Annotated in this window: 19 protein-coding genes; 10 read left to right on the top strand and 9 right to left on the bottom strand. The window is 58.9% G+C overall.

All coding sequences use genetic code 11. The annotated features are described in order from the left end of the window. Nucleotides 1–164 precede the first annotated feature (164 nt). The 4 genes from EN984_RS00260 to EN984_RS00245 all read left to right on the top strand — a co-directional run bounded on the left by EN984_RS00260 (nucleotide 165) and on the right by EN984_RS00245 (nucleotide 2,385). Nucleotides 165–770 carry a cytochrome c oxidase subunit 3 gene (locus EN984_RS00260; RefSeq protein ID WP_127268121.1) on the top strand — a complete coding sequence of 202 codons (606 nt, stop codon included), beginning with the start codon at nucleotides 165–167 and terminating at the stop codon, nucleotides 768–770. 133 nt (nucleotides 771–903) lie between these two features. Continuing rightward, a complete protein-coding gene (locus EN984_RS38475) occupies nucleotides 904–1,113 on the top strand; it encodes a hypothetical protein (protein WP_245473082.1) in 210 nt (69 codons plus the stop codon). Continuing rightward, nucleotides 1,110–1,988, top strand: a complete 879-nt coding sequence (locus EN984_RS00250) for a cytochrome c oxidase assembly protein (RefSeq protein WP_127268123.1) — start codon at nucleotides 1,110–1,112, stop codon at nucleotides 1,986–1,988. The genes EN984_RS38475 and EN984_RS00250 overlap by 4 nt, the downstream gene beginning before the upstream one ends. Next, on the top strand, nucleotides 1,969–2,385 hold the full coding sequence (locus EN984_RS00245) for a c-type cytochrome (RefSeq protein WP_127268124.1): 417 nt from the start codon (nucleotides 1,969–1,971) through the stop codon (nucleotides 2,383–2,385). The genes EN984_RS00250 and EN984_RS00245 overlap by 20 nt, the downstream gene beginning before the upstream one ends. 78 nt (nucleotides 2,386–2,463) lie before the next feature. On the opposite strand, the gene EN984_RS00240 is transcribed toward EN984_RS00245, so the two are convergent. The 4 genes from EN984_RS00240 to EN984_RS00225 all read right to left on the bottom strand — a co-directional run bounded on the left by EN984_RS00240 (nucleotide 2,464) and on the right by EN984_RS00225 (nucleotide 5,765). Continuing rightward, nucleotides 2,464–3,303, bottom strand: coding sequence for a DUF3618 domain-containing protein (locus EN984_RS00240; protein ID WP_127270405.1), 840 nt, complete (start codon nucleotides 3,301–3,303; stop codon nucleotides 2,464–2,466). After that, complete coding sequence (locus tag EN984_RS00235; protein WP_236383248.1) at nucleotides 3,300–3,635, bottom strand: phage holin family protein; 336 nt, start codon at nucleotides 3,633–3,635, stop codon at nucleotides 3,300–3,302. The genes EN984_RS00240 and EN984_RS00235 overlap by 4 nt, the downstream gene beginning before the upstream one ends. Before the next feature lie 51 nt (nucleotides 3,636–3,686). Then, a complete protein-coding gene (locus EN984_RS00230; protein ID WP_127266481.1) occupies nucleotides 3,687–4,295 on the bottom strand; it encodes a hypothetical protein in 609 nt (202 codons plus the stop codon). A gap of 552 nt (nucleotides 4,296–4,847) precedes the next feature. After that, on the bottom strand, nucleotides 4,848–5,765 hold the full coding sequence (locus tag EN984_RS00225; protein ID WP_164748700.1) for a hypothetical protein: 918 nt from the start codon (nucleotides 5,763–5,765) through the stop codon (nucleotides 4,848–4,850). A gap of 356 nt (nucleotides 5,766–6,121) precedes the next feature. Here EN984_RS00225 and EN984_RS00220 point away from each other — a divergent pair, with 356 nt between their 5' ends. Together EN984_RS00220 and glf are read left to right on the top strand one after the other, a co-directional pair. Further along, nucleotides 6,122–7,294 carry a glycosyltransferase gene (locus EN984_RS00220; protein WP_127266480.1) on the top strand — a complete coding sequence of 391 codons (1,173 nt, stop codon included), beginning with the start codon at nucleotides 6,122–6,124 and terminating at the stop codon, nucleotides 7,292–7,294. A 2-nt stretch (nucleotides 7,295–7,296) separates the two neighbouring features. Then, nucleotides 7,297–8,439 (top strand): UDP-galactopyranose mutase, encoded by a 1,143-nt coding sequence (gene glf, locus EN984_RS00215; protein ID WP_127266479.1) that lies wholly within the window; start codon nucleotides 7,297–7,299, stop codon nucleotides 8,437–8,439. 75 nt (nucleotides 8,440–8,514) lie between these two features. Here glf and EN984_RS00210 read toward each other — a convergent pair whose 3' ends face one another. After that, complete coding sequence (locus tag EN984_RS00210) at nucleotides 8,515–9,681, bottom strand: beta-glucosidase (RefSeq protein ID WP_127266478.1); 1,167 nt, start codon at nucleotides 9,679–9,681, stop codon at nucleotides 8,515–8,517. 465 nt (nucleotides 9,682–10,146) lie between these two features. Here EN984_RS00210 and EN984_RS00205 point away from each other — a divergent pair, with 465 nt between their 5' ends. Then, a complete protein-coding gene (locus EN984_RS00205) occupies nucleotides 10,147–10,527 on the top strand; it encodes a hypothetical protein (protein WP_164748699.1) in 381 nt (126 codons plus the stop codon). Between the two features lie 150 nt (nucleotides 10,528–10,677). Here the strand turns inward: EN984_RS00205 and EN984_RS00200 are convergent, their stop codons facing one another. The 4 genes from EN984_RS00200 to EN984_RS00185 form a co-directional block, all read right to left on the bottom strand. After that, nucleotides 10,678–11,502 carry a Ku protein gene (locus tag EN984_RS00200; RefSeq protein WP_127266477.1) on the bottom strand — a complete coding sequence of 275 codons (825 nt, stop codon included), beginning with the start codon at nucleotides 11,500–11,502 and terminating at the stop codon, nucleotides 10,678–10,680. A gap of 574 nt (nucleotides 11,503–12,076) precedes the next feature. Then, the gene (locus EN984_RS00195; protein ID WP_127266476.1) at nucleotides 12,077–12,286 is read right to left on the bottom strand and encodes a hypothetical protein; all 210 of its coding nucleotides are present in this window, start codon (nucleotides 12,284–12,286) and stop codon (nucleotides 12,077–12,079) included. A 139-nt stretch (nucleotides 12,287–12,425) separates the two neighbouring features. Then, a complete protein-coding gene (locus EN984_RS00190; protein WP_127266475.1) occupies nucleotides 12,426–12,599 on the bottom strand; it encodes a hypothetical protein in 174 nt (57 codons plus the stop codon). 340 nt (nucleotides 12,600–12,939) lie between these two features. After that, a complete protein-coding gene (locus tag EN984_RS00185; RefSeq protein ID WP_127266474.1) occupies nucleotides 12,940–13,245 on the bottom strand; it encodes a hypothetical protein in 306 nt (101 codons plus the stop codon). A gap of 1,114 nt (nucleotides 13,246–14,359) precedes the next feature. Between EN984_RS00185 and EN984_RS00180 the strand changes: the two genes are divergently transcribed. The 3 genes from EN984_RS00180 (at nucleotide 14,360) to EN984_RS00170 (ending at nucleotide 15,806) form a co-directional block, all read left to right on the top strand. Then, on the top strand, nucleotides 14,360–15,094 hold the full coding sequence (locus tag EN984_RS00180) for a Crp/Fnr family transcriptional regulator (protein ID WP_127266473.1): 735 nt from the start codon (nucleotides 14,360–14,362) through the stop codon (nucleotides 15,092–15,094). Nucleotides 15,095–15,113: 19 nt separating this feature from the next. Continuing rightward, nucleotides 15,114–15,350, top strand: a complete 237-nt coding sequence (locus EN984_RS00175; RefSeq protein ID WP_127266472.1) for a hypothetical protein — start codon at nucleotides 15,114–15,116, stop codon at nucleotides 15,348–15,350. 213 nt (nucleotides 15,351–15,563) lie between these two features. Beyond that, nucleotides 15,564–15,806 carry a hypothetical protein gene (locus EN984_RS00170; RefSeq protein ID WP_164748697.1) on the top strand — a complete coding sequence of 81 codons (243 nt, stop codon included), beginning with the start codon at nucleotides 15,564–15,566 and terminating at the stop codon, nucleotides 15,804–15,806. Nucleotides 15,807–15,949: the final 143 nt, after the last annotated feature.

Raw genomic sequence — 15,949 nt, 5'->3', positions numbered from 1 at the left:
AAATCGGCCACACCGTCGATCTGGCCGCTTTTTGCGGCGCTAGCCGTCGGCGGCACGTTTCTCTATTCGATCTTCACGCCTTGGGCGATCGTCTGGGGCGCCGCGCCGATCGCCATCACGTTGATCGGTTGGTTCTGGCCCAAGGGCGATCCGGAGGACCAGGAATGAAGCAGCGCGCCGCCGCCGATCTTTCTGGCCTGCCGACCTTCGGGCACGGTCCGCGCAGCCCCACCTGGTGGGGCACGCTCGGCTTCATGGCTTTGGAAGGCACCGGTTTCGCGCTGGCAGCGGGCGCATATCTCTATCTTGCGCTGTCGTGGCCAGCGTGGCGGCTTAGCGCACCGCAGCCTGACCATTGGCCCGGAACGATCGTGACGATTTTGTTTGTCGTCAGCCTTGTGCCCAACCACGTCCTCCACCGCCACGCCAAGCAATGCTCCATGGTTCCGGTGCGGATCGGCCTGGTGGTTATGTCGCTGCTCGGCATCGCTCCGCTCGTCGTGCGCTGGTTCGAATTCCCCGCCCTCAACATCTATTGGGACACCAACGCCTATGGATCGATGCTCTGGGTGCTGCTTGGCCTGCACACCACGCACCTTATAACCGATGTCGGCGACACCATCGTGCTGACAGTGCTGATGTTCACGCGCCACGGCTATAGCGGCCGGCGCTTCGGCGATGTCGGCGACAATGTCTTCTACTGGGATTTCGTGGTCCTGACCTGGATCCCGATCTACGTGCTCATCTATTGGGCGCCGAGGCTAGGCTGAGATGCGAGCGTTACGGTTGGGAACGTCTTGGGGTGGTCTTCTGTCAGGTCCGCTGGCCTGGGCGGTCTCGACACAGCTGAATTATGCGCTGGTGCCTTGGCAATGCAACCGCCAGGTGCCGGTCGTGCTTCCCGTGGCGCTGCTGCTCGTCTTGTTGTCGCTGCTCGGCGGGGCGCTGTCGTGGCGGGCGAAGCAGCGAGGCGGTGCCGCATTCAAGCCGGAGCGTACGCGCGGCACAGAGCGCTTCGTCGCCAATCTCGGGATGTTGTCGGCGTTGCTGTTTGCGCTTGTGATCCTCATGCAAGGCAGCGCGGCGCTGATCCTGGATGAGTGCCTGCGATGAACCTGGACGCGCTGTTCCCTACTTCCATCTGCTACGGCGCCGCCGCGCCCGGGGCCGGGTGGACGCTCGCGCTGCCCATCACCCTGCCACTCGCCGTGCTTGCCCTGATATATGTCGTTGGCGCTGGCCGGCTTTGGCGGCGCAGCAGCCGCGGCAGGACTCTGCGGCTGCGCCAGGCTCTGCTGTTCACGGCCGGATGGAGCGTGTTGACAGCCGCATTGGTCAGCCCGATTCATGTGCTCGGCGAGCAGGTCTTTGCGGCGCATATGATCGAGCATGAACTGCTGATGGCCGTGGCGGCGCCGCTGTTGGTCTCTGCCTGCCCGACTGCGGCCTTGATGTGGGGCCTACCCATCCGGTTCCGGCGCGTTCTGGGAATTGCCGGACACGCCAATTGGCTGAGGGTGGTCTGGGCCTTCGCAACGCGGCCGATCAGCGCGACCATTATCCACGGCATTGCTATATGGATTTGGCACATTCCGGTGTTGTTCGAGGCCGCGCTCGAACGCGGCGTACTGCACTATGCACAGCACGCGAGCTTCTTCGGAACAGGGCTGCTGTTCTGGTGGGTCCTCTTGCCGCGTCCCGGCCGCCAGCATGCCTATGGGAGCGCAGTGATGCACCTCTTTGTCACCTCGCTGCATACCGGGCTGCTCGGCGTTCTCCTGTTGCTCTCGCCACGCCTCTGGTACCCGGAGAACGCCGTGGGAGCGGCACTGTGGAATTTGAGCCCCCTGGAGGACCAGCAACTTGCTGGGCTGGTGATGTGGGTTCCGGCTGGATTGATATATGGCGGCGCAGCGCTGCTGCTGGCCGCGTTGTGGATCAAGGCGAGCGGAAGGAGGGAGGCGGCGCATGCGTACGAGCGTGTCTAAACTGCTTGCCGCCGTCATCGCCGCGCTGGTGCTGCTCGTCGCGGCCGTGGCCGGAATGACCTGGTGGTCCGATCGGGCCGCGCGCGTCCGCCACGAGGCGGAGGCGGCCACAGGCGGTGACACTGCGAGGGCCTTGCCGATCATGACTGCGAATGGCTGTTCCGGCTGCCATACGATTACGGGCGTGCCGGGCGCGCAAGGGCAGGTCGGTCCTCGCCTGGATGCCAGTCTTGCTGACCGCGTCTTTATCGGCGGCGGGCTGGCCAACAATCCAGAGAACCTGATCCGCTGGATACGATCGGCCAGGGAAATCAATCCGCACACCGCCATGCCGTCGACCCGGATAACAGAGCAGCAGGCGCGCGATATCGCGGCTTACCTCTACGCTCTGAAATGACTCGAGCGGTTCACCGTTTGAACAACAACGCCGGCCCTTCTGAAGAGACCGACTATCGTTGATCCAGGATCATTCAAGCTAGGTTTGACGCTGAGACGGATCGGAAATCCGTTCACGCACGGCATGCTCGGTTTTGTCTGCCGTGGACTTCACGACCTCGCCGAGCTGATCGGCCATCGTGCCTGCTTCCATATTTTTCCGGCCAGCTTCCTGCTTGATGGTCTCATAGGCGTCGGCGGCGACCTGCTTGGCTTCATCCAGACCCCTGTCGAGCATGGTTTCGGCGGTGTCGCGAAGCTTGTCGCCATAGGCGCCTAGTTGCTCATCCTCCGTTGCGGTATGGGGCAGCATTGCACCTATGGCGGCGCCGATGGCGAGACCGGCGGCCGCTACGGCCAAGGGTTGGTTCTCAAACAGTTCTTGGGCAGAGCGGGTGGTTTTCGCCGCCATCTCGCCGGTCACCGATCTTGCAGTGGCCGTGCTGCCCGTCAAACCCTCGGCGGCGTTGCTTGCCGCGCTCGAAACGGTATCGCTGACGCTGGTAGCAGCCGACGACAACGATGTGGCGGCATCGGAAAGCGTGCTGCCAAGGCCTCCACGCTCCCCGTCATCATGTCGTCCCGGCGCCGAAGGCATGGAGTATCCAGCCGAACCGTGGGGGGTGTTTGAGGTACCGCTGCCGAACATCAGCCAAGCCAGACCTGCGCCCACCATGGTGACCGGCAAAGGATTGTCTCGGACCTGCGTTCTGAGATTGCTGAGCATGGCCGAGCTCTCCCCTCCCGAGAACAGCCCGGTGAACTCATCCAGCAATTGTCCGGGCGTCATCTTGCCTCGAATGGATTCGGCGGTCTCCATCACCCGGGCGCGGGCTGCCTCGGCCTCGCGTTCAAGTTCGGCTGCGGATTTCTCTTTCATCTCACCTGTTCCTTGATCACGCTCGCGTCGCGCTTAAGCTGTTCCTGGGTCCGGTCGGGGGTAAGTTCCGAAGGCGCCATGCTGGCCATCCCGGTCCGCAGCAGGATGACGCCGAGGACCGCCACGACCACACCGACCAGCAGGGAAGACCACCCCGCGCCTAGCCCTGCCCGCGTCAGTGCGATAACGAGTGCCTGCAGCAACACCAATAGCGCGGCGAGCAGGCAAATCGCGCCGCCCAGTACTTCCGCGGCACCTGCTCCGGCTTTGGCAAGCTTTTCAGAGAGCTCCGCCCGAAACAGCCTTGCCTCGGTTTGCACCAGTGGTGACATTCTGGGCCAAGTCGGTGATCAGTCCGGTAAGGCTGGGATTGTCCTGGGTGTTCATCTGTCCTGCTCCGCGTTCTGCGTGGCCCCATCATCGCCGACGAGGCCCGAATCCTGCGAACGATCAACGGACCAACCCTGTGCCTGATCGGTGTGTGATTTGAGGTCTCCCGCAGCATCCTGGAATTCTGGACCCGCCGGCGGAGAAGCCTTGATGAACCGCCCGAGAGCCAATCCGGCCAATACCGATCCGGCAAGCAGGACACCGGGATTTTGCCGGCCAAAGGACTGCACGTCCTCCAGGACCTGGCCGAACGGTTTCTGTTTCAATGACGATGAAAGCCGCTCCAAGCCACCGGCGGCATCCAATGCGAACTTCGATGCGTTCCTTTCATCGTTGTTGGCCAGATGGTCACTGGCCGCGCGCAGTGCGCCGCCCAGCGCCGCCAGACTCGATCCGATGTCGCGCTGAGCTTCCTCCGCCTTGTCGGAAATCGCATCCCTGGCTTCAGATGCATAATCGCCAGCCTTACGGGTCACCGTGTCACGCGCGTCGTGAAGCAGCTCGCTGGCACGTTCTTGTTCCTGGCGAAGCCTGTCGGAAACGTCGCTTTTCGCCTTGTCGAAATCGGTGGGCTGTCCGCCCTGATCGTTCTCATGCTGCATGGGCCACCTAGTGAAGACCGAGGAAGGAGAGGACCGCGAGCACGACAACGATAAGGCCGATAAGATAGATGACACTGTTCATGTGCACGTCCTCCGTGGCTTCCCAACTTCGTGGAACCTCCGATGTTCCACTAGGTGAAAGCATTTATGATCAGGCTGAAACGGAGAGCTCGTCAGGCACGCAACAATCAGGAATGAGCTGAGCTGCCCCTCGTGCGGAGCTTCAGTGGCTCGAGTACAAACCTTGTGCTCCCGACTGCGCACGGGTCGAGCGGAAGGCCGCCGGTTGCCTCGGCTTTGGCTGACCTTTGTCTATTCGGCTGTCCGCCTGTCGATCATCTGCTCGCTCTGGACGCCCGGCACGTCCCTGCGCTGTTAGACGCCTTCAACGAAGCGAGGATGAAGGCATAGAATACGTGCTGATGTTTCATTCTCCTGCGGGAAGGAGCAGAGATATTCAGTTCGCCCATGTCTTCGAACGCCGCGAGCGACTGCTGCATGGTGTCGTGTGCACGCGCTCCGACGGATTGTTCCGTCCGAGCAACACCTAAATCATGCAACCTTGGAAAACAGGGCGACGTCGCATCTGGCCAAGCCGTAGCGCCACCGATGATCGGTCGTGGCGACCCGGCTTTGGTAAAACAGCGAAAGTTGGCCCCCTTCGATCATCACGGTCGAGTGGCCGTTCTCTCCCGGCTGGCCTGGTTCCAGCACCGGTCCCATCGACACATAGGGTCCAGCAACATCATCGGCGATGGCAAAAAACACGCGTTGCCGGTTTCCCCGAAGGCCATTCGGGAGAAAGCAAGTGGCATTGAGAAGCACGCGGCCATCCGGCAATTCGACCAGTTGTGCGCCCTCTATCCCCCATTCGTAGTCGGGATCCTCTCTCGTGTTGTGGTGAGGAACTTCATTATGGTCGAGGATCTTGCCGATCCGCTTCCAAGGGCCGAACCATGAATCGGATTGGCTACGCGCGAGATAGATGTCGGGCTGTGGCACCCTGGTGAATTTTGGCATGGCGGAATAGACGAGGTAGCGCTTGCCGCCAATAACTGCGGGATGCGGATCGTAAATGCCATCTTCCTCCGTGTCCGGGATGGCGAGGATTGCCGGGCTAAGAACCACCCAATGGAACCCGTCATTGGAAACCGCATGCTCGCAGCGGCCACCAGACTTCATGAACTCGGTCTGGATGAACATGTGAAAGACGCCACTTTCGTGAATGACCCCCGGAGCCGCAACACCACTCCCATTGATAGGAAGCTCGATCGACTGATGCTCGGTCCACGGCCCATAAAGTTCCGGCGCCGTGGCATGCAGGATCCTCCACGTCTCGCTGGTCACCGTGCCGCTCGAGCCGAAGACGTGCCACAGGCTGCCATCAAAGACGGGGCAAGGGTCTTTGAGATCATCCACGCTTTGCGGATGAAACAGCGGAAAAACATTGGTTGAAAAGTCGATCTTCATATCAGCCCCGGAATTCGCCTGGCACGGACTCGCCAGTGATGCGGGCGAATCAACTTGATGTCCTGCACATTTTATAACCAGCGACTTAAACGCAAATACGGCAGGTCAGTTCTCCACCGACATTCCCCCGTCGCTCACGCTTTCAAAGCCCGGCGACGCGTGGTGGCCGTTCTCAGCTCCGCGGAAATGTCGTCGCATTCGTCATCCGAGCGGTGACTGAGAGCACTTCACTTCACCTTGGAACAACTCACGCGCGGGAAAGTTAGGAGCTGGCATCGAAGTCTATTTCTCCTCGACCCGCTATTAACAAATGTTAGTCGTAACATAAACCAAAGATTACGAGAAGGAACATCTCAATGGAAGCAGCCTTGGGCAGGGTATCCGCCAGTAAACACGTTGGCAGGGAAAATCTACTGGTTTGCTTCTCCCATTTGCGATGGAATTTCGTTCATCAACGGCCGCAGCATATCCTCACTCTTGCATCCATGAAGCAGAGAGTGATCTACTTTGAAGAGCCTGTTTTTGAAGAACTGCCACAGCCGCTGATGCGGACGAGCGAGGCGTCGCCAAACATTCTAATTGTGACACCAGTGCTTCCGCTCGGCGCGTCGGCCGCGAAATCAGATGCCGTCCAGCGGAGATTTGTTCAGCAGATCATAGCTTCTATGCCGCACAGCCGGCTGATCGCCTGGTACTACACGCCGATGGCTCTTCGCTTCACGGAGTTCCTTGACCCAGACATATGCGTCTACGACTGCATGGACGAACTCTCCGCCTTCAAGAATGCACCGCCCGAACTGGCGCAGATGGAAAAGGAACTTCTGCGCCGCGCCGATCTCGTTTTCACCGGTGGCCTGAGCCTGTTCGAGACCAAGCGCCGCCTGCATCAGGCCATTTACCCCTTTCCGAGCAGCATCGATGTCAAACACTTTCACAAGGCAAGGCTGCCAGGAAAGGACCCCATCGATCAGGCCGGCATTCCTCACCCGAGGGTGGGGTATTTCGGCGTCATCGACGAGCGGCTGGACGTCGACCTCGTGGCGCTAGCGGCGCGGACCATGCCGGACGTGCATTTCGTCATGATCGGCCCCGTTGTCAAAATCGATCCTGCAATCCTGCCGAAGGCCGACAATCTGCATTGGTTGGGCGCGAAGGCCTACTGCGACCTGCCCGATTATCTGCGCCATTGGGATGCCGGGTGGATGCCGTTTGCGCTCAACGAAGCGACCCGGTTCATCAGCCCAACCAAGACGCCAGAGTTTCTGGCGGCGGGCCTGCCGGTGATCTCGACGGCAATCGTTGACGTTGTGCGCAGCTACGGCGCTGCTGGGCTGGTGGAGATCGCCGACATTGACGACTTGGACAGCAAGCTGCGCTCCCTGCTTTTGCGACCGCGCGAGATGCTGCTGCCGCAAGTCGATGCCTATCTGGCTGACATGTCGTGGGAAAGAACATGGAAGGCCATGGCCGCTCACATTGAGGGCGCCTACCGACGCAAGAAGGTCGTCCCGCTCCGCAGGAGCGCATAGCCATGTTCGATTGGCTGATCGTGGGCGCGGGGTTTGCCGGCAGCGTGCTTGCTGAAAGGATAGCCTCCCAGCGTCATGAAAGCGTTCTCCTGGTCGACCGCCGCAGCCATGTCGGCGGCAACGCCTACGATTGCTACAATGAAGCCGGCATCCTCATCCATCGTTACGGGCCCCATATTTTTCACACCAACAGCCAGTCGATCGTGGACTACCTCTCGCAGTTCACCCAATGGCGCACATACGAGCACAGGGTTCTGGCGGCGGTTGACGGGAAACTGCTTCCCATCCCGATCAATCTCGACACGATAAACCGCCTTTATGGCCTCGAGTTGAATTCCGCACAGTTGGAGGAGTTCTTCGCATCGCGGCGCGAGACGGTAGAGGACGTGCGAACGGCCGAGGATGTTGTCGTCAGCACCGTGGGACGCGAGCTCTACGAGAAGTTCTTCCGTGGTTATACAAGGAAGCAATGGGGCGTCGATCCGAACCAGCTGAGCAAATCAGTGACGGCACGAGTGCCGACCAGGACCAACCGCGATGATCGCTATTTCAGCGACAGCTTCCAGAAGATGCCTGCCGGTGGATACACGAGGATGTTCGAGCGCATGCTCGGTCACCCGAACATCAAGGTCATGCTGCAGACCGACTTCCGCGAAATTCGTGACAAGATACCCTTCAACCGCCTGATCTATACCGGCCCGATCGACGAATATTTCGGCTGGCAGCTAGGGCGTCTTCCTTATCGTTCGCTCCGTTTCGAGCACGTCACACTCGACCAAGAGCAGTTTCAGCCGGTTGCCGTCGTCAACTACCCCCAGACGGAAGATTACACCCGCATCACCGAATACAAACATTTGACCGGCCAACGGAGCGTGCGGACCAGCCTGACATACGAATATCCCACCGATATCGGGGACCCGTACTATCCGGTGCCGCGGGCCGAAAACGAAGAGCTCTACAAGCGCTACGAAGCGCTCGCCGCAACCTGTCCCGACGTGTGGTTTGTCGGCCGCCTGGCAACCTACCGCTACTACAACATGGATCAGGTGGTCGGGCAGGCCCTGGCAACCTTCGCACGCATTCAAAAGAGCGTCCCGGAATGGGCGGGCGTGGGGAATGCGTCGTTGGCCGAAGGGGCGCTGTAGCTCCCCCACCTGGACCCGGGAGCATCGGCGCGGGGCCGACAGGCGCTCGCGCAGTCCCTCGTGCAGCTCATGTATTTAACGCGTCGGGTTCGCCGCGAACAAAGCTTGCTGGCGGGCCAATTCGTCCGCGACGGGCTTGTGGACGTGTCGGCTGCCGTCCGCCTGGACGACTGAAAACAATCCCACCTCCGCATGCCGCGAATTGTCCCAGCCCGGATAGGCGGTTACCGGGTAAAGGCAAATACCTTCGATCGGGGCTTTGAGGCTTTCTGCGGCACGCACCTCGTCGCAGACATAGTGGAGCCAAGCCGGCCCGCCAGACCCCTCGGAGCCGGTCTCGGCGATGAACATAGGCTTGCTGTATCGATGCGCGACTTCGATCAGCATCTCCGATAGGGCACGGTACTCGTGATGCCCCATCGGAATCGTCGGCCCGTTTAGGTACCACTGATTGTGTGGATAAAAATTCAAGCCAACGACGTCGACGACATCTTCGCTCCCACCCAGCTCAGGTTCGGCCCGGCCCAGCAGCATGTCGTAAGCTTCGAACTGTCCCTGACGGGCATTTTCGGCCCGGCGCCGTTCGGTGCGGGTCCGGTCGCGAGGAGCGATGTGGATAAGCGGCTCGGCCCAGACAAATCTGCAAGCGGGATCGACCTCCCGCATCGCGCGAACGCCGGCTATTGCTGCTTTCACGAGGTGCCGCTTGAACCATCCCCGCCTCTTCGGGCCGACGCGGGGGAAATAGCCGACCTCAACAGCCCAGGCGAAAAACGAAATTTCGTTGATCGGGCACAACAGAGGCGCTGTACCGGCGATTGAACGATGAACCCTCACAGCTTCCGCGGCGAACGAGGCATAGGCATCGATGAAATGCATCGATCCCTGATCAACATGGTCGGGAGATCCGTAGTGGAAGATGTCCCAGATGATCCGGACACCTGCCGATTGCGCTGCTTCGACCATCGGCGTCCAGCTTGACCAGTCATAGGTTCCAGGAGCGGTTTCGATGAGGTGCCAGCGCAAGCCGTCGCGGATGGTACGAAGACCGAGTTCGGCGCAACTGCGGTAGTCGCCCAGGGCATGCAAATAATGCGACGTCGCGCGGATAAGATCGAGGCGAACGCCGTCCTTGCGCCGGTGCGACGAGCACTCGAAGCCAGCCATGAAAAAACTGGCGAACGGCGACGTGCCCGCAATCGAAGTCACCTCATTGCCTGCGCTGTGTCCTGCTTCGCTCATGCGAAGTCTCCTTAGGGCATTTGGGCTCAATCTCGGCTGCCGAATGCAGATCGGGAACAGCCATAGCAATCCGGCAGCCGTCTCTCATCCGTCAGGCTGCACATTAGTCTTGTGCTTAACGGGATGGTACCAAACCGGATGGTCGAGCCTTTGTTCCCGATCGAACCCACCGGAGGCCAGACAGCAGCCAGGGAAGAAGCTGGCAAGGGAAGTCGGGGGGCGAGGCACACAGCCGTCATCGGATCATCCACCGCTCCGACGAAGGCAAGGAACAGTACGTTCAAATTCGACTTTCCGACATCGATCATGCCAGGCGAGAGGATCGCAGCGACGTCGCCTGGAGTATCTCAGGAGCCGCTCCGCCGATCTTTCCCGGTAAAGCCCGTCATTCGCTTCAAGCGGGAACATTGGTTGCCTCAGCAAGTTTGATCGCCATAGCAATGGCCGCAGCGGGCGGGCGCACAGATGAGACATCTGGTCAAAGATATCCTGATCGAGATCGCTGAAATGCTTCCGGCCATCACTCAAAAGGGCGAAAATTCGGCCGAAGCACTGCCCGTCCATGCGCCGAACTTCCCCCACGATCTGGAGCCGGTGATCAGGGCAGACCCTTCCTACCAAGTGCCATCGCAACGCACCGACGATCGGCATGAATCAGTCGCAGTCCCGAGCAAGCCGCAAGCTCTATGGAGGGATATGGTGCCGGCTGTGACGATCGTACCTTTGCCAGTCACTGTAGATGAAGGCGCGGTCAACGCTCACGCCTCCGACGGGCAGCATGCACGGCGTCGAGTGCCGAGCGAACGGCTTCAACGTTTGAGGCGTGAGGCTGGGCTCACGGCCTGAAGATCCAGCGGCCGTTGGGCCTGCGCCTCTTTATCGCGCATCGCTTCGGCGCCAACATGAACTTTGCTCACACCCAGTACGCTTCTAACCTAGCACTGCAATTGCACTGGTTCTTTTCAGCACCGCCGCGTTGGTGATCGCTATCTTTGACTATGCTGATTTGCGGCTCTTGGCCTTTGGCCGGTCTTGGCCGATGCCTTCCTTGGCGAGGCTCTTTCGGAGAACCGAGGCCAGGTCGACCACGTTCTCCTTGGGTTTCGGCGCTGGTTTCGGCGGTTTTTTGCCCTTGCGCTTGGCGTCGATCATGGCAATCAACGCATCCTCGTAGGTGTCCTCGAATTTCGAAGGATCGAACTTTGTTACTTTCTTGTCGATGAGAAGCCCCGCGATTTCGAGCAGATCCGCATCGTATTTTGGGCTTTTCACGTCATTGAAGACGGTGTCTTCCGATGTCATCTCATTGTGGGTCCGTAGCTCGGTCAGCAACATCCCTTTTCCAAGGGGCTGTATCAATACTTCGCGCCCGCGCTGATAAAGTACGACGCAGGAGCGTGCCGCAACGCGCTTCTTGGCCATCGCATCGCGCAGGACGGCAAAGGCCTCCAGAGAGGCACCGTCTGCCGGGATCAAGTAGTATGGCTTCTCCAGAAAGCGTGTGTCGATTTCGGCAACCGGAACGAAGGAATCGATGTCAAGTGTATGCTGCGACGTCAGTTTCAGTTTCTTTATCTCGTCCGGCTCGACGTGAATGAAATCACCCTTGTCCGCCTCATACCCTTTGATCTGATCCTCGGCTTCGACAACATCGCCGGTCTCTTCATCGACATAAGCGCTTTTGACGGGTAAACCGTCCTTGCGGTTCAAAATCTTGAAGTGGATCTTGGATGCCTCACTTGTGGCACCAACTATCTTCACCCCGCATGACACGGAACCGACCCTCAGAAAGCCCTTCCACACAGCGCGTGGCGCAACCATGCCGTTTCTCCTAGACCTCGATCTCGGCACAACGTCAGGCACACGGTTCTGTTCCGCGACGTGCGCCGGCGTCTTTCCACCCGATCGCAGGAGCAGACGTTGCTTTCACAAGCACACGAGGTGCTCAAGGGTGCTTCAAATGCATCGGAGCTCTGGCTCAGTGCGACAAAAAGCGTTCGCGTAAGGGAGTCGGCAGGATCAAGCGGACCAAGCTCGGGTTGAGTGACCGTGCCGACCTTAACTGGACACAAGCGTGGGCCGAATGACCTGACGCATACGCTACCGGCATAAGGGGAATGCTACAATTAAGCCTGGAGGACTTGTTGTGAACATGGCGCAATTTATACCCGAGTTGCAACGGTAATCACGTTCCCGGACCGAATAGTATCACGGCGAAGCCGTGCTACTCTGGCGTCCCAAGCCCTGCCAACTATTCCCCGTAGGTCATCGGCCGATTCCTCCAAGACATAGCAACTCAGTCGACATTCCGCCCGCAGGATCTCCCCTTGCGCAGAAAGCTCCTTGTGCTGGCGAATAAGATCATCCAGGCGGTCCAGATAAGGTGCGCGGCTCATCAGCCTTCACCCCGCAGCATCTCTTCGAAAGTAGCTTCATCGAAGTAGGCTCCGGAGTGCTGGAACAGCCACATCAGACGGGCGCTCAGTGCCTCGGCCTCGACGCTGCCTTCTGCTAGCGCACGCTCTTTGCAGGCCCGCTGAAACACCTGCTGTAGGAGGGCGAGTTCTTCGGGATTTGCAACGCCGATGGTAGCGGGAGCGGTCATGGCTTCCTCCGTTGGGGCGGAAGCATGTTCTTCGCTCACAGCCGGCGGTGCCCTGAAACTACCGCCGATGAGAGTAGACTACGCTCATATTGGCGAGAGTCGATTGAATAATAATTTAGTCACGACAGGCAGGAGCATTCTAATGCCGCTCTTTCAAAAATCGGGCTTCACGAAGCAGCGAATTCCAATCCGTGCCGATAAGCTTGATCAGACCGCGCGCATCCGGCTCCGAAATGCCGACTTCTTCAGACAAACGTCGGGCAAGCAATTGCTCATTGCCCTTCTTCACACGGCCGTCGCCATCCTTTTTCATTGGTTCCTCCTTGGGAAGCCAACTTACGGAATGACCTTTCGTTTCATGGAATAAGAAAAAAGCCCGCCGTCCCATTAGCGGCAGCGGCGGGCCGTCCCTGGGATAATGGGACTCGCTGGGGTGTTGGTTTCCCCTGCTGTCGCGGGCGGTGCAAAGCAGGTGCCACCTGGGGTGAACCAACACGGCACACCTCGCGGGCGACTCGCCGCGAAACGACAAGACCTTGGTCTGGTATCGACCCCCCGTGCCGACCTAGCACGACGGGCGTTCGAGAGCGGCTACACCCTGAGAGTCGACCCCTTTGCATCAATCTGGAACAGGGCAACAGTTCCAAGACACGTCAGCAGCCTTCCGTGGTCTTTTTCATCTGGCCAGGAGCAGCCGAGTTAGCATCGGTATCCTGTTGACCTGGCGCGGCCTGCTTGGCGCTGCCAGTTTGTTGACCTGGAGCGCAGTCCTTGGCGGAGTTCGAGTTAGAGTTCGTTCCACTCGTGGTGGTCGAATCCGTTCCCTGATCGGTCGTAGTGCTCGGCATTGTCTGGGTCGTCGAGGTCGACGATCCGCCTGTGGTCGTGGTGGTCGATTGCGCAACAGCGAGGCCAGTTGACAGTACCATAATGGCTGAAGCCAAAAGAACCTGTTTCATGATCAACTCCATATTGGAATGTCCCTTCGGTACCGAACTTCGCTGCGAAAAGACGGTTCCAAGAAAAATTCGCAATCGCACGCACCTCACGTTTGGACGGGCCCGCACCACTTGCGCGCGTCGGGGCGAGCGTCAGCGGGTAAGCGACCTAGGCCTTGGATCGACCTTTCTTGAATGATTGCGAAGCCTTGGCTTCGGCAGCAAAGCGTTGTTCTCGAAGTCGCGCAGTTTTTGTATCTCGCGCCTCTCTCTCGGCCGCGTTAGCAATCTTTGCCTCACGGTCTGCGCGCTCCAATCGGTCTTTGTCGACGCTTCGCCGGGACACATTGGCCTCCTACCAGAAGACCGTTGAATTTACAGTTTGCTAAAATGTTCCCCGCGATACGGCATGTTCCACGCAATGTGGCGGACTTCCCGGCTCTTCCGGGGAACCAGCAATGCAAAAGCCCGCTACCGGGAGGCAGGGGCCTTGAGAGACAGGCAACTTGGAGAAGGGCCGGCCCCAACAAGCTTCCTTTTGTAGTACCAATTAGTGCCGCCTTTAGTCAGTCGGCCCCGAGCTGAGGGGCGATGAGCTGGGCGAAGCCCTCACCGCCGACAGTCGCTCACGCTTGTCAAAATGAGCCTCCTGATAGGTCTTCTTCATTCGCTATCTCCCTTCGGCTACCGCATAATCACATACCGCGTTGCCTCGGTTTGGGTGCGTGTCAATCGCAAGCCAAACGCGAGATGGCTAAGGGATTATCACCCCTTTCTCGCCTGCCGCTTTCTTTCTTGTGGCTTGTGCGGAATTCTGGCGGGCTCAACGGAGCTGGAGCCCCTGATGTGACGTCAAAAATTCGAACCCAGCCTATGTCATAGGTTAATGCGCGGCTCGGGCGGCTCCCTTAAGGGTGCGGCATATTCACGTCGGGAGCGTTGCCGCACCCCAAGCGAGCAACCGAACGGGGCCTCAACCCTCTGGCGCTGGGCACTGAGGTCCCGGCCAAGGTCCTGGGTGCGTTCGCGTCTTGAGTTCCCAACTGCCGACCATCAGTCCGGCGCCTCTTTACGGCTACTCGGAACTTTTGAAGCGAATGCAAGTTCGATAATCAACATCAGCTAGGTAGCCAATTTGTCACCCACCTCATCCTTGGATGTCCTTATTCGCAAGCTCCAGAGCATCTCGGATCTCCGAGAGGGCGATATCGAGGTTTTGAAAGGCATCCAGATTCAGGAGAAGGATTTTTTGGCCAACTACGACCTGGTGCGTGAGGGTGACCGCCCTGTCAATTCGTTCGTGGTTTTGGATGGCCTGCTCGGTTCAACCAAACTTACCGGCGATGGCAAACGGCAGATTACATCCTTCTTTGTGGCTGGAGATATTCCCGATCTGCACGGACTGCATCTGTCGGTCATGGATTGCAATTTTACGACCCTGACAGCAGCCAGACTCGGCTTCATGCGACATGACGCTCTTCGCACCATTTGCGAACAGCATCCTCGAATCGCGACGGCTTTTTGGCGGTCGACGCTGATCGATGCAGCGATTTACAGAGAATGGGTAACGAATGTGGGAAGACGCGAGGCATACACGCGCATGGCTCACATCTTGTGCGAACTGATCTTTCGCTTGCGCTCGGTTGGACGCATTCAGGATCACGTCGCGGATCTTCCGATTACCCAGGCAGCACTTGGCGATGCATTGGGCTTGTCTACAGTCCACGTCAACCGAATGCTTCAGGAACTTCGACGTAGGGGCCTCATCGCCACGACGGGGTCAAGAGTGCATGCTCTTGATTGGCCCGGCCTCACTCGTGCAGGTGATTTCGACACGACCTACCTGCACCAAAGGACCCCCGCAGCTTAGTGGTGACGGAAGCTCTCGGATGGCACGATTTTTCTTTGATAGTGGCGATCACGATGTGGTCATCGAGGACGAAATCGGCATCGAATGTGCCGGTCTGGAGGAGGTGCGCCGCGCGGGCTTCGAGGGCCTTATCGACCTTACGAGAGATGTGCTTACCGAGGTGGACGGGCAGCAAGTATTTGTTGAAGTGCGGAACGAAAACGGCGACAGGATTCTGCGGCTGAGCATCTCGCTTCAGATCAAGTTGATGAGATAACGTGCCTGACTTGCTACGTCAGAATGCTGCCGAGTGCCGGCACATCGAATGGCATGAGCGGCGAGGAACGCCGCGTGATCGGACTATCGCCCGAAGACGCCGCCATTTCGACCGACGAACAAGTTCGGGTTCTCCCACACGAAGAAATCGGCAATTCACAGTCTCATACATGGCCCATCCAACCGATTTTTTATCGGTGTCGCGTATTTTTGTATGAAGTTCTGGAACGCGCATTCTCAGCGCTCGTTCATGTTGTCTCAGCAGTGGGTGGGTGTCGACGTGCAAAGAAAAGCGAATGAAGCAAGCCGGGTTGCGAAAGGCCAGGAGCTTGAGGTCGAACATCTTGTCGAGGTCACGGAAATTGACCCCGAGCAGGCCCGAACGCTGCTTCGCAAGCATGGAGCCGATTGGCCGAAGCTCAAAGACGAGGCGGAAGCTCTGAAGAAGGAAGACTAGTCGTCACCTTCCCAGCGGTTGGCGAGAAAGCTGTTCCAGCTCATCCTCATCCGTGATTCCCGCCTGGTAGTAAGCCAGAATGCGTGATGCGCGCCGTTCCCTCTGTTGCGGTTTCGTTTTTAATTTTGCTGCGTGCAAAGACG

Source organism: Mesorhizobium sp. M7A.F.Ca.CA.004.12.1.1, assembly GCF_003997835.1.
In the GTDB taxonomy this organism is placed as follows: Bacteria; Pseudomonadota; Alphaproteobacteria; order Rhizobiales; family Rhizobiaceae; genus Mesorhizobium.
This window is presented reverse-complemented; position numbering and strand designations above follow the sequence as displayed.

Bases quoted from the DNA above. Each gene is read 5' to 3' on its own strand.
- EN984_RS00260 (WP_127268121.1), top strand. From the start codon at position 165: ATGAAGCAGCGCGCCGCCGCCGATCTTTCTGGCCTGCCGACCTTCGGG.
- EN984_RS00250 (WP_127268123.1), top strand. From the start codon at position 1,110: ATGAACCTGGACGCGCTGTTCCCTACTTCCATCTGCTACGGCGCCGCC.
- EN984_RS00245 (WP_127268124.1), top strand. From the start codon at position 1,969: ATGCGTACGAGCGTGTCTAAACTGCTTGCCGCCGTCATCGCCGCGCTG.
- EN984_RS00240 (WP_127270405.1), bottom strand. From the start codon at position 3,303: ATGAAAGAGAAATCCGCAGCCGAACTTGAACGCGAGGCCGAGGCAGCC.
- EN984_RS00235 (WP_236383248.1), bottom strand. From the start codon at position 3,635: ATGTCACCACTGGTGCAAACCGAGGCAAGGCTGTTTCGGGCGGAGCTC.
- EN984_RS00230 (WP_127266481.1), bottom strand. From the start codon at position 4,295: ATGCAGCATGAGAACGATCAGGGCGGACAGCCCACCGATTTCGACAAG.
- EN984_RS00225 (WP_164748700.1), bottom strand. From the start codon at position 5,765: ATGAAGATCGACTTTTCAACCAATGTTTTTCCGCTGTTTCATCCGCAA.
- EN984_RS00220 (WP_127266480.1), top strand. From the start codon at position 6,122: ATGGAAGCAGCCTTGGGCAGGGTATCCGCCAGTAAACACGTTGGCAGG.
- glf (WP_127266479.1), top strand. From the start codon at position 7,297: ATGTTCGATTGGCTGATCGTGGGCGCGGGGTTTGCCGGCAGCGTGCTT.
- EN984_RS00210 (WP_127266478.1), bottom strand. From the start codon at position 9,681: ATGAGCGAAGCAGGACACAGCGCAGGCAATGAGGTGACTTCGATTGCG.
- EN984_RS00205 (WP_164748699.1), top strand. From the start codon at position 10,147: ATGAGACATCTGGTCAAAGATATCCTGATCGAGATCGCTGAAATGCTT.
- EN984_RS00200 (WP_127266477.1), bottom strand. From the start codon at position 11,502: ATGGTTGCGCCACGCGCTGTGTGGAAGGGCTTTCTGAGGGTCGGTTCC.
- EN984_RS00195 (WP_127266476.1), bottom strand. From the start codon at position 12,286: ATGACCGCTCCCGCTACCATCGGCGTTGCAAATCCCGAAGAACTCGCC.
- EN984_RS00190 (WP_127266475.1), bottom strand. From the start codon at position 12,599: ATGAAAAAGGATGGCGACGGCCGTGTGAAGAAGGGCAATGAGCAATTG.
- EN984_RS00185 (WP_127266474.1), bottom strand. From the start codon at position 13,245: ATGAAACAGGTTCTTTTGGCTTCAGCCATTATGGTACTGTCAACTGGC.
- EN984_RS00175 (WP_127266472.1), top strand. From the start codon at position 15,114: ATGGCACGATTTTTCTTTGATAGTGGCGATCACGATGTGGTCATCGAG.
- EN984_RS00170 (WP_164748697.1), top strand. From the start codon at position 15,564: ATGAAGTTCTGGAACGCGCATTCTCAGCGCTCGTTCATGTTGTCTCAG.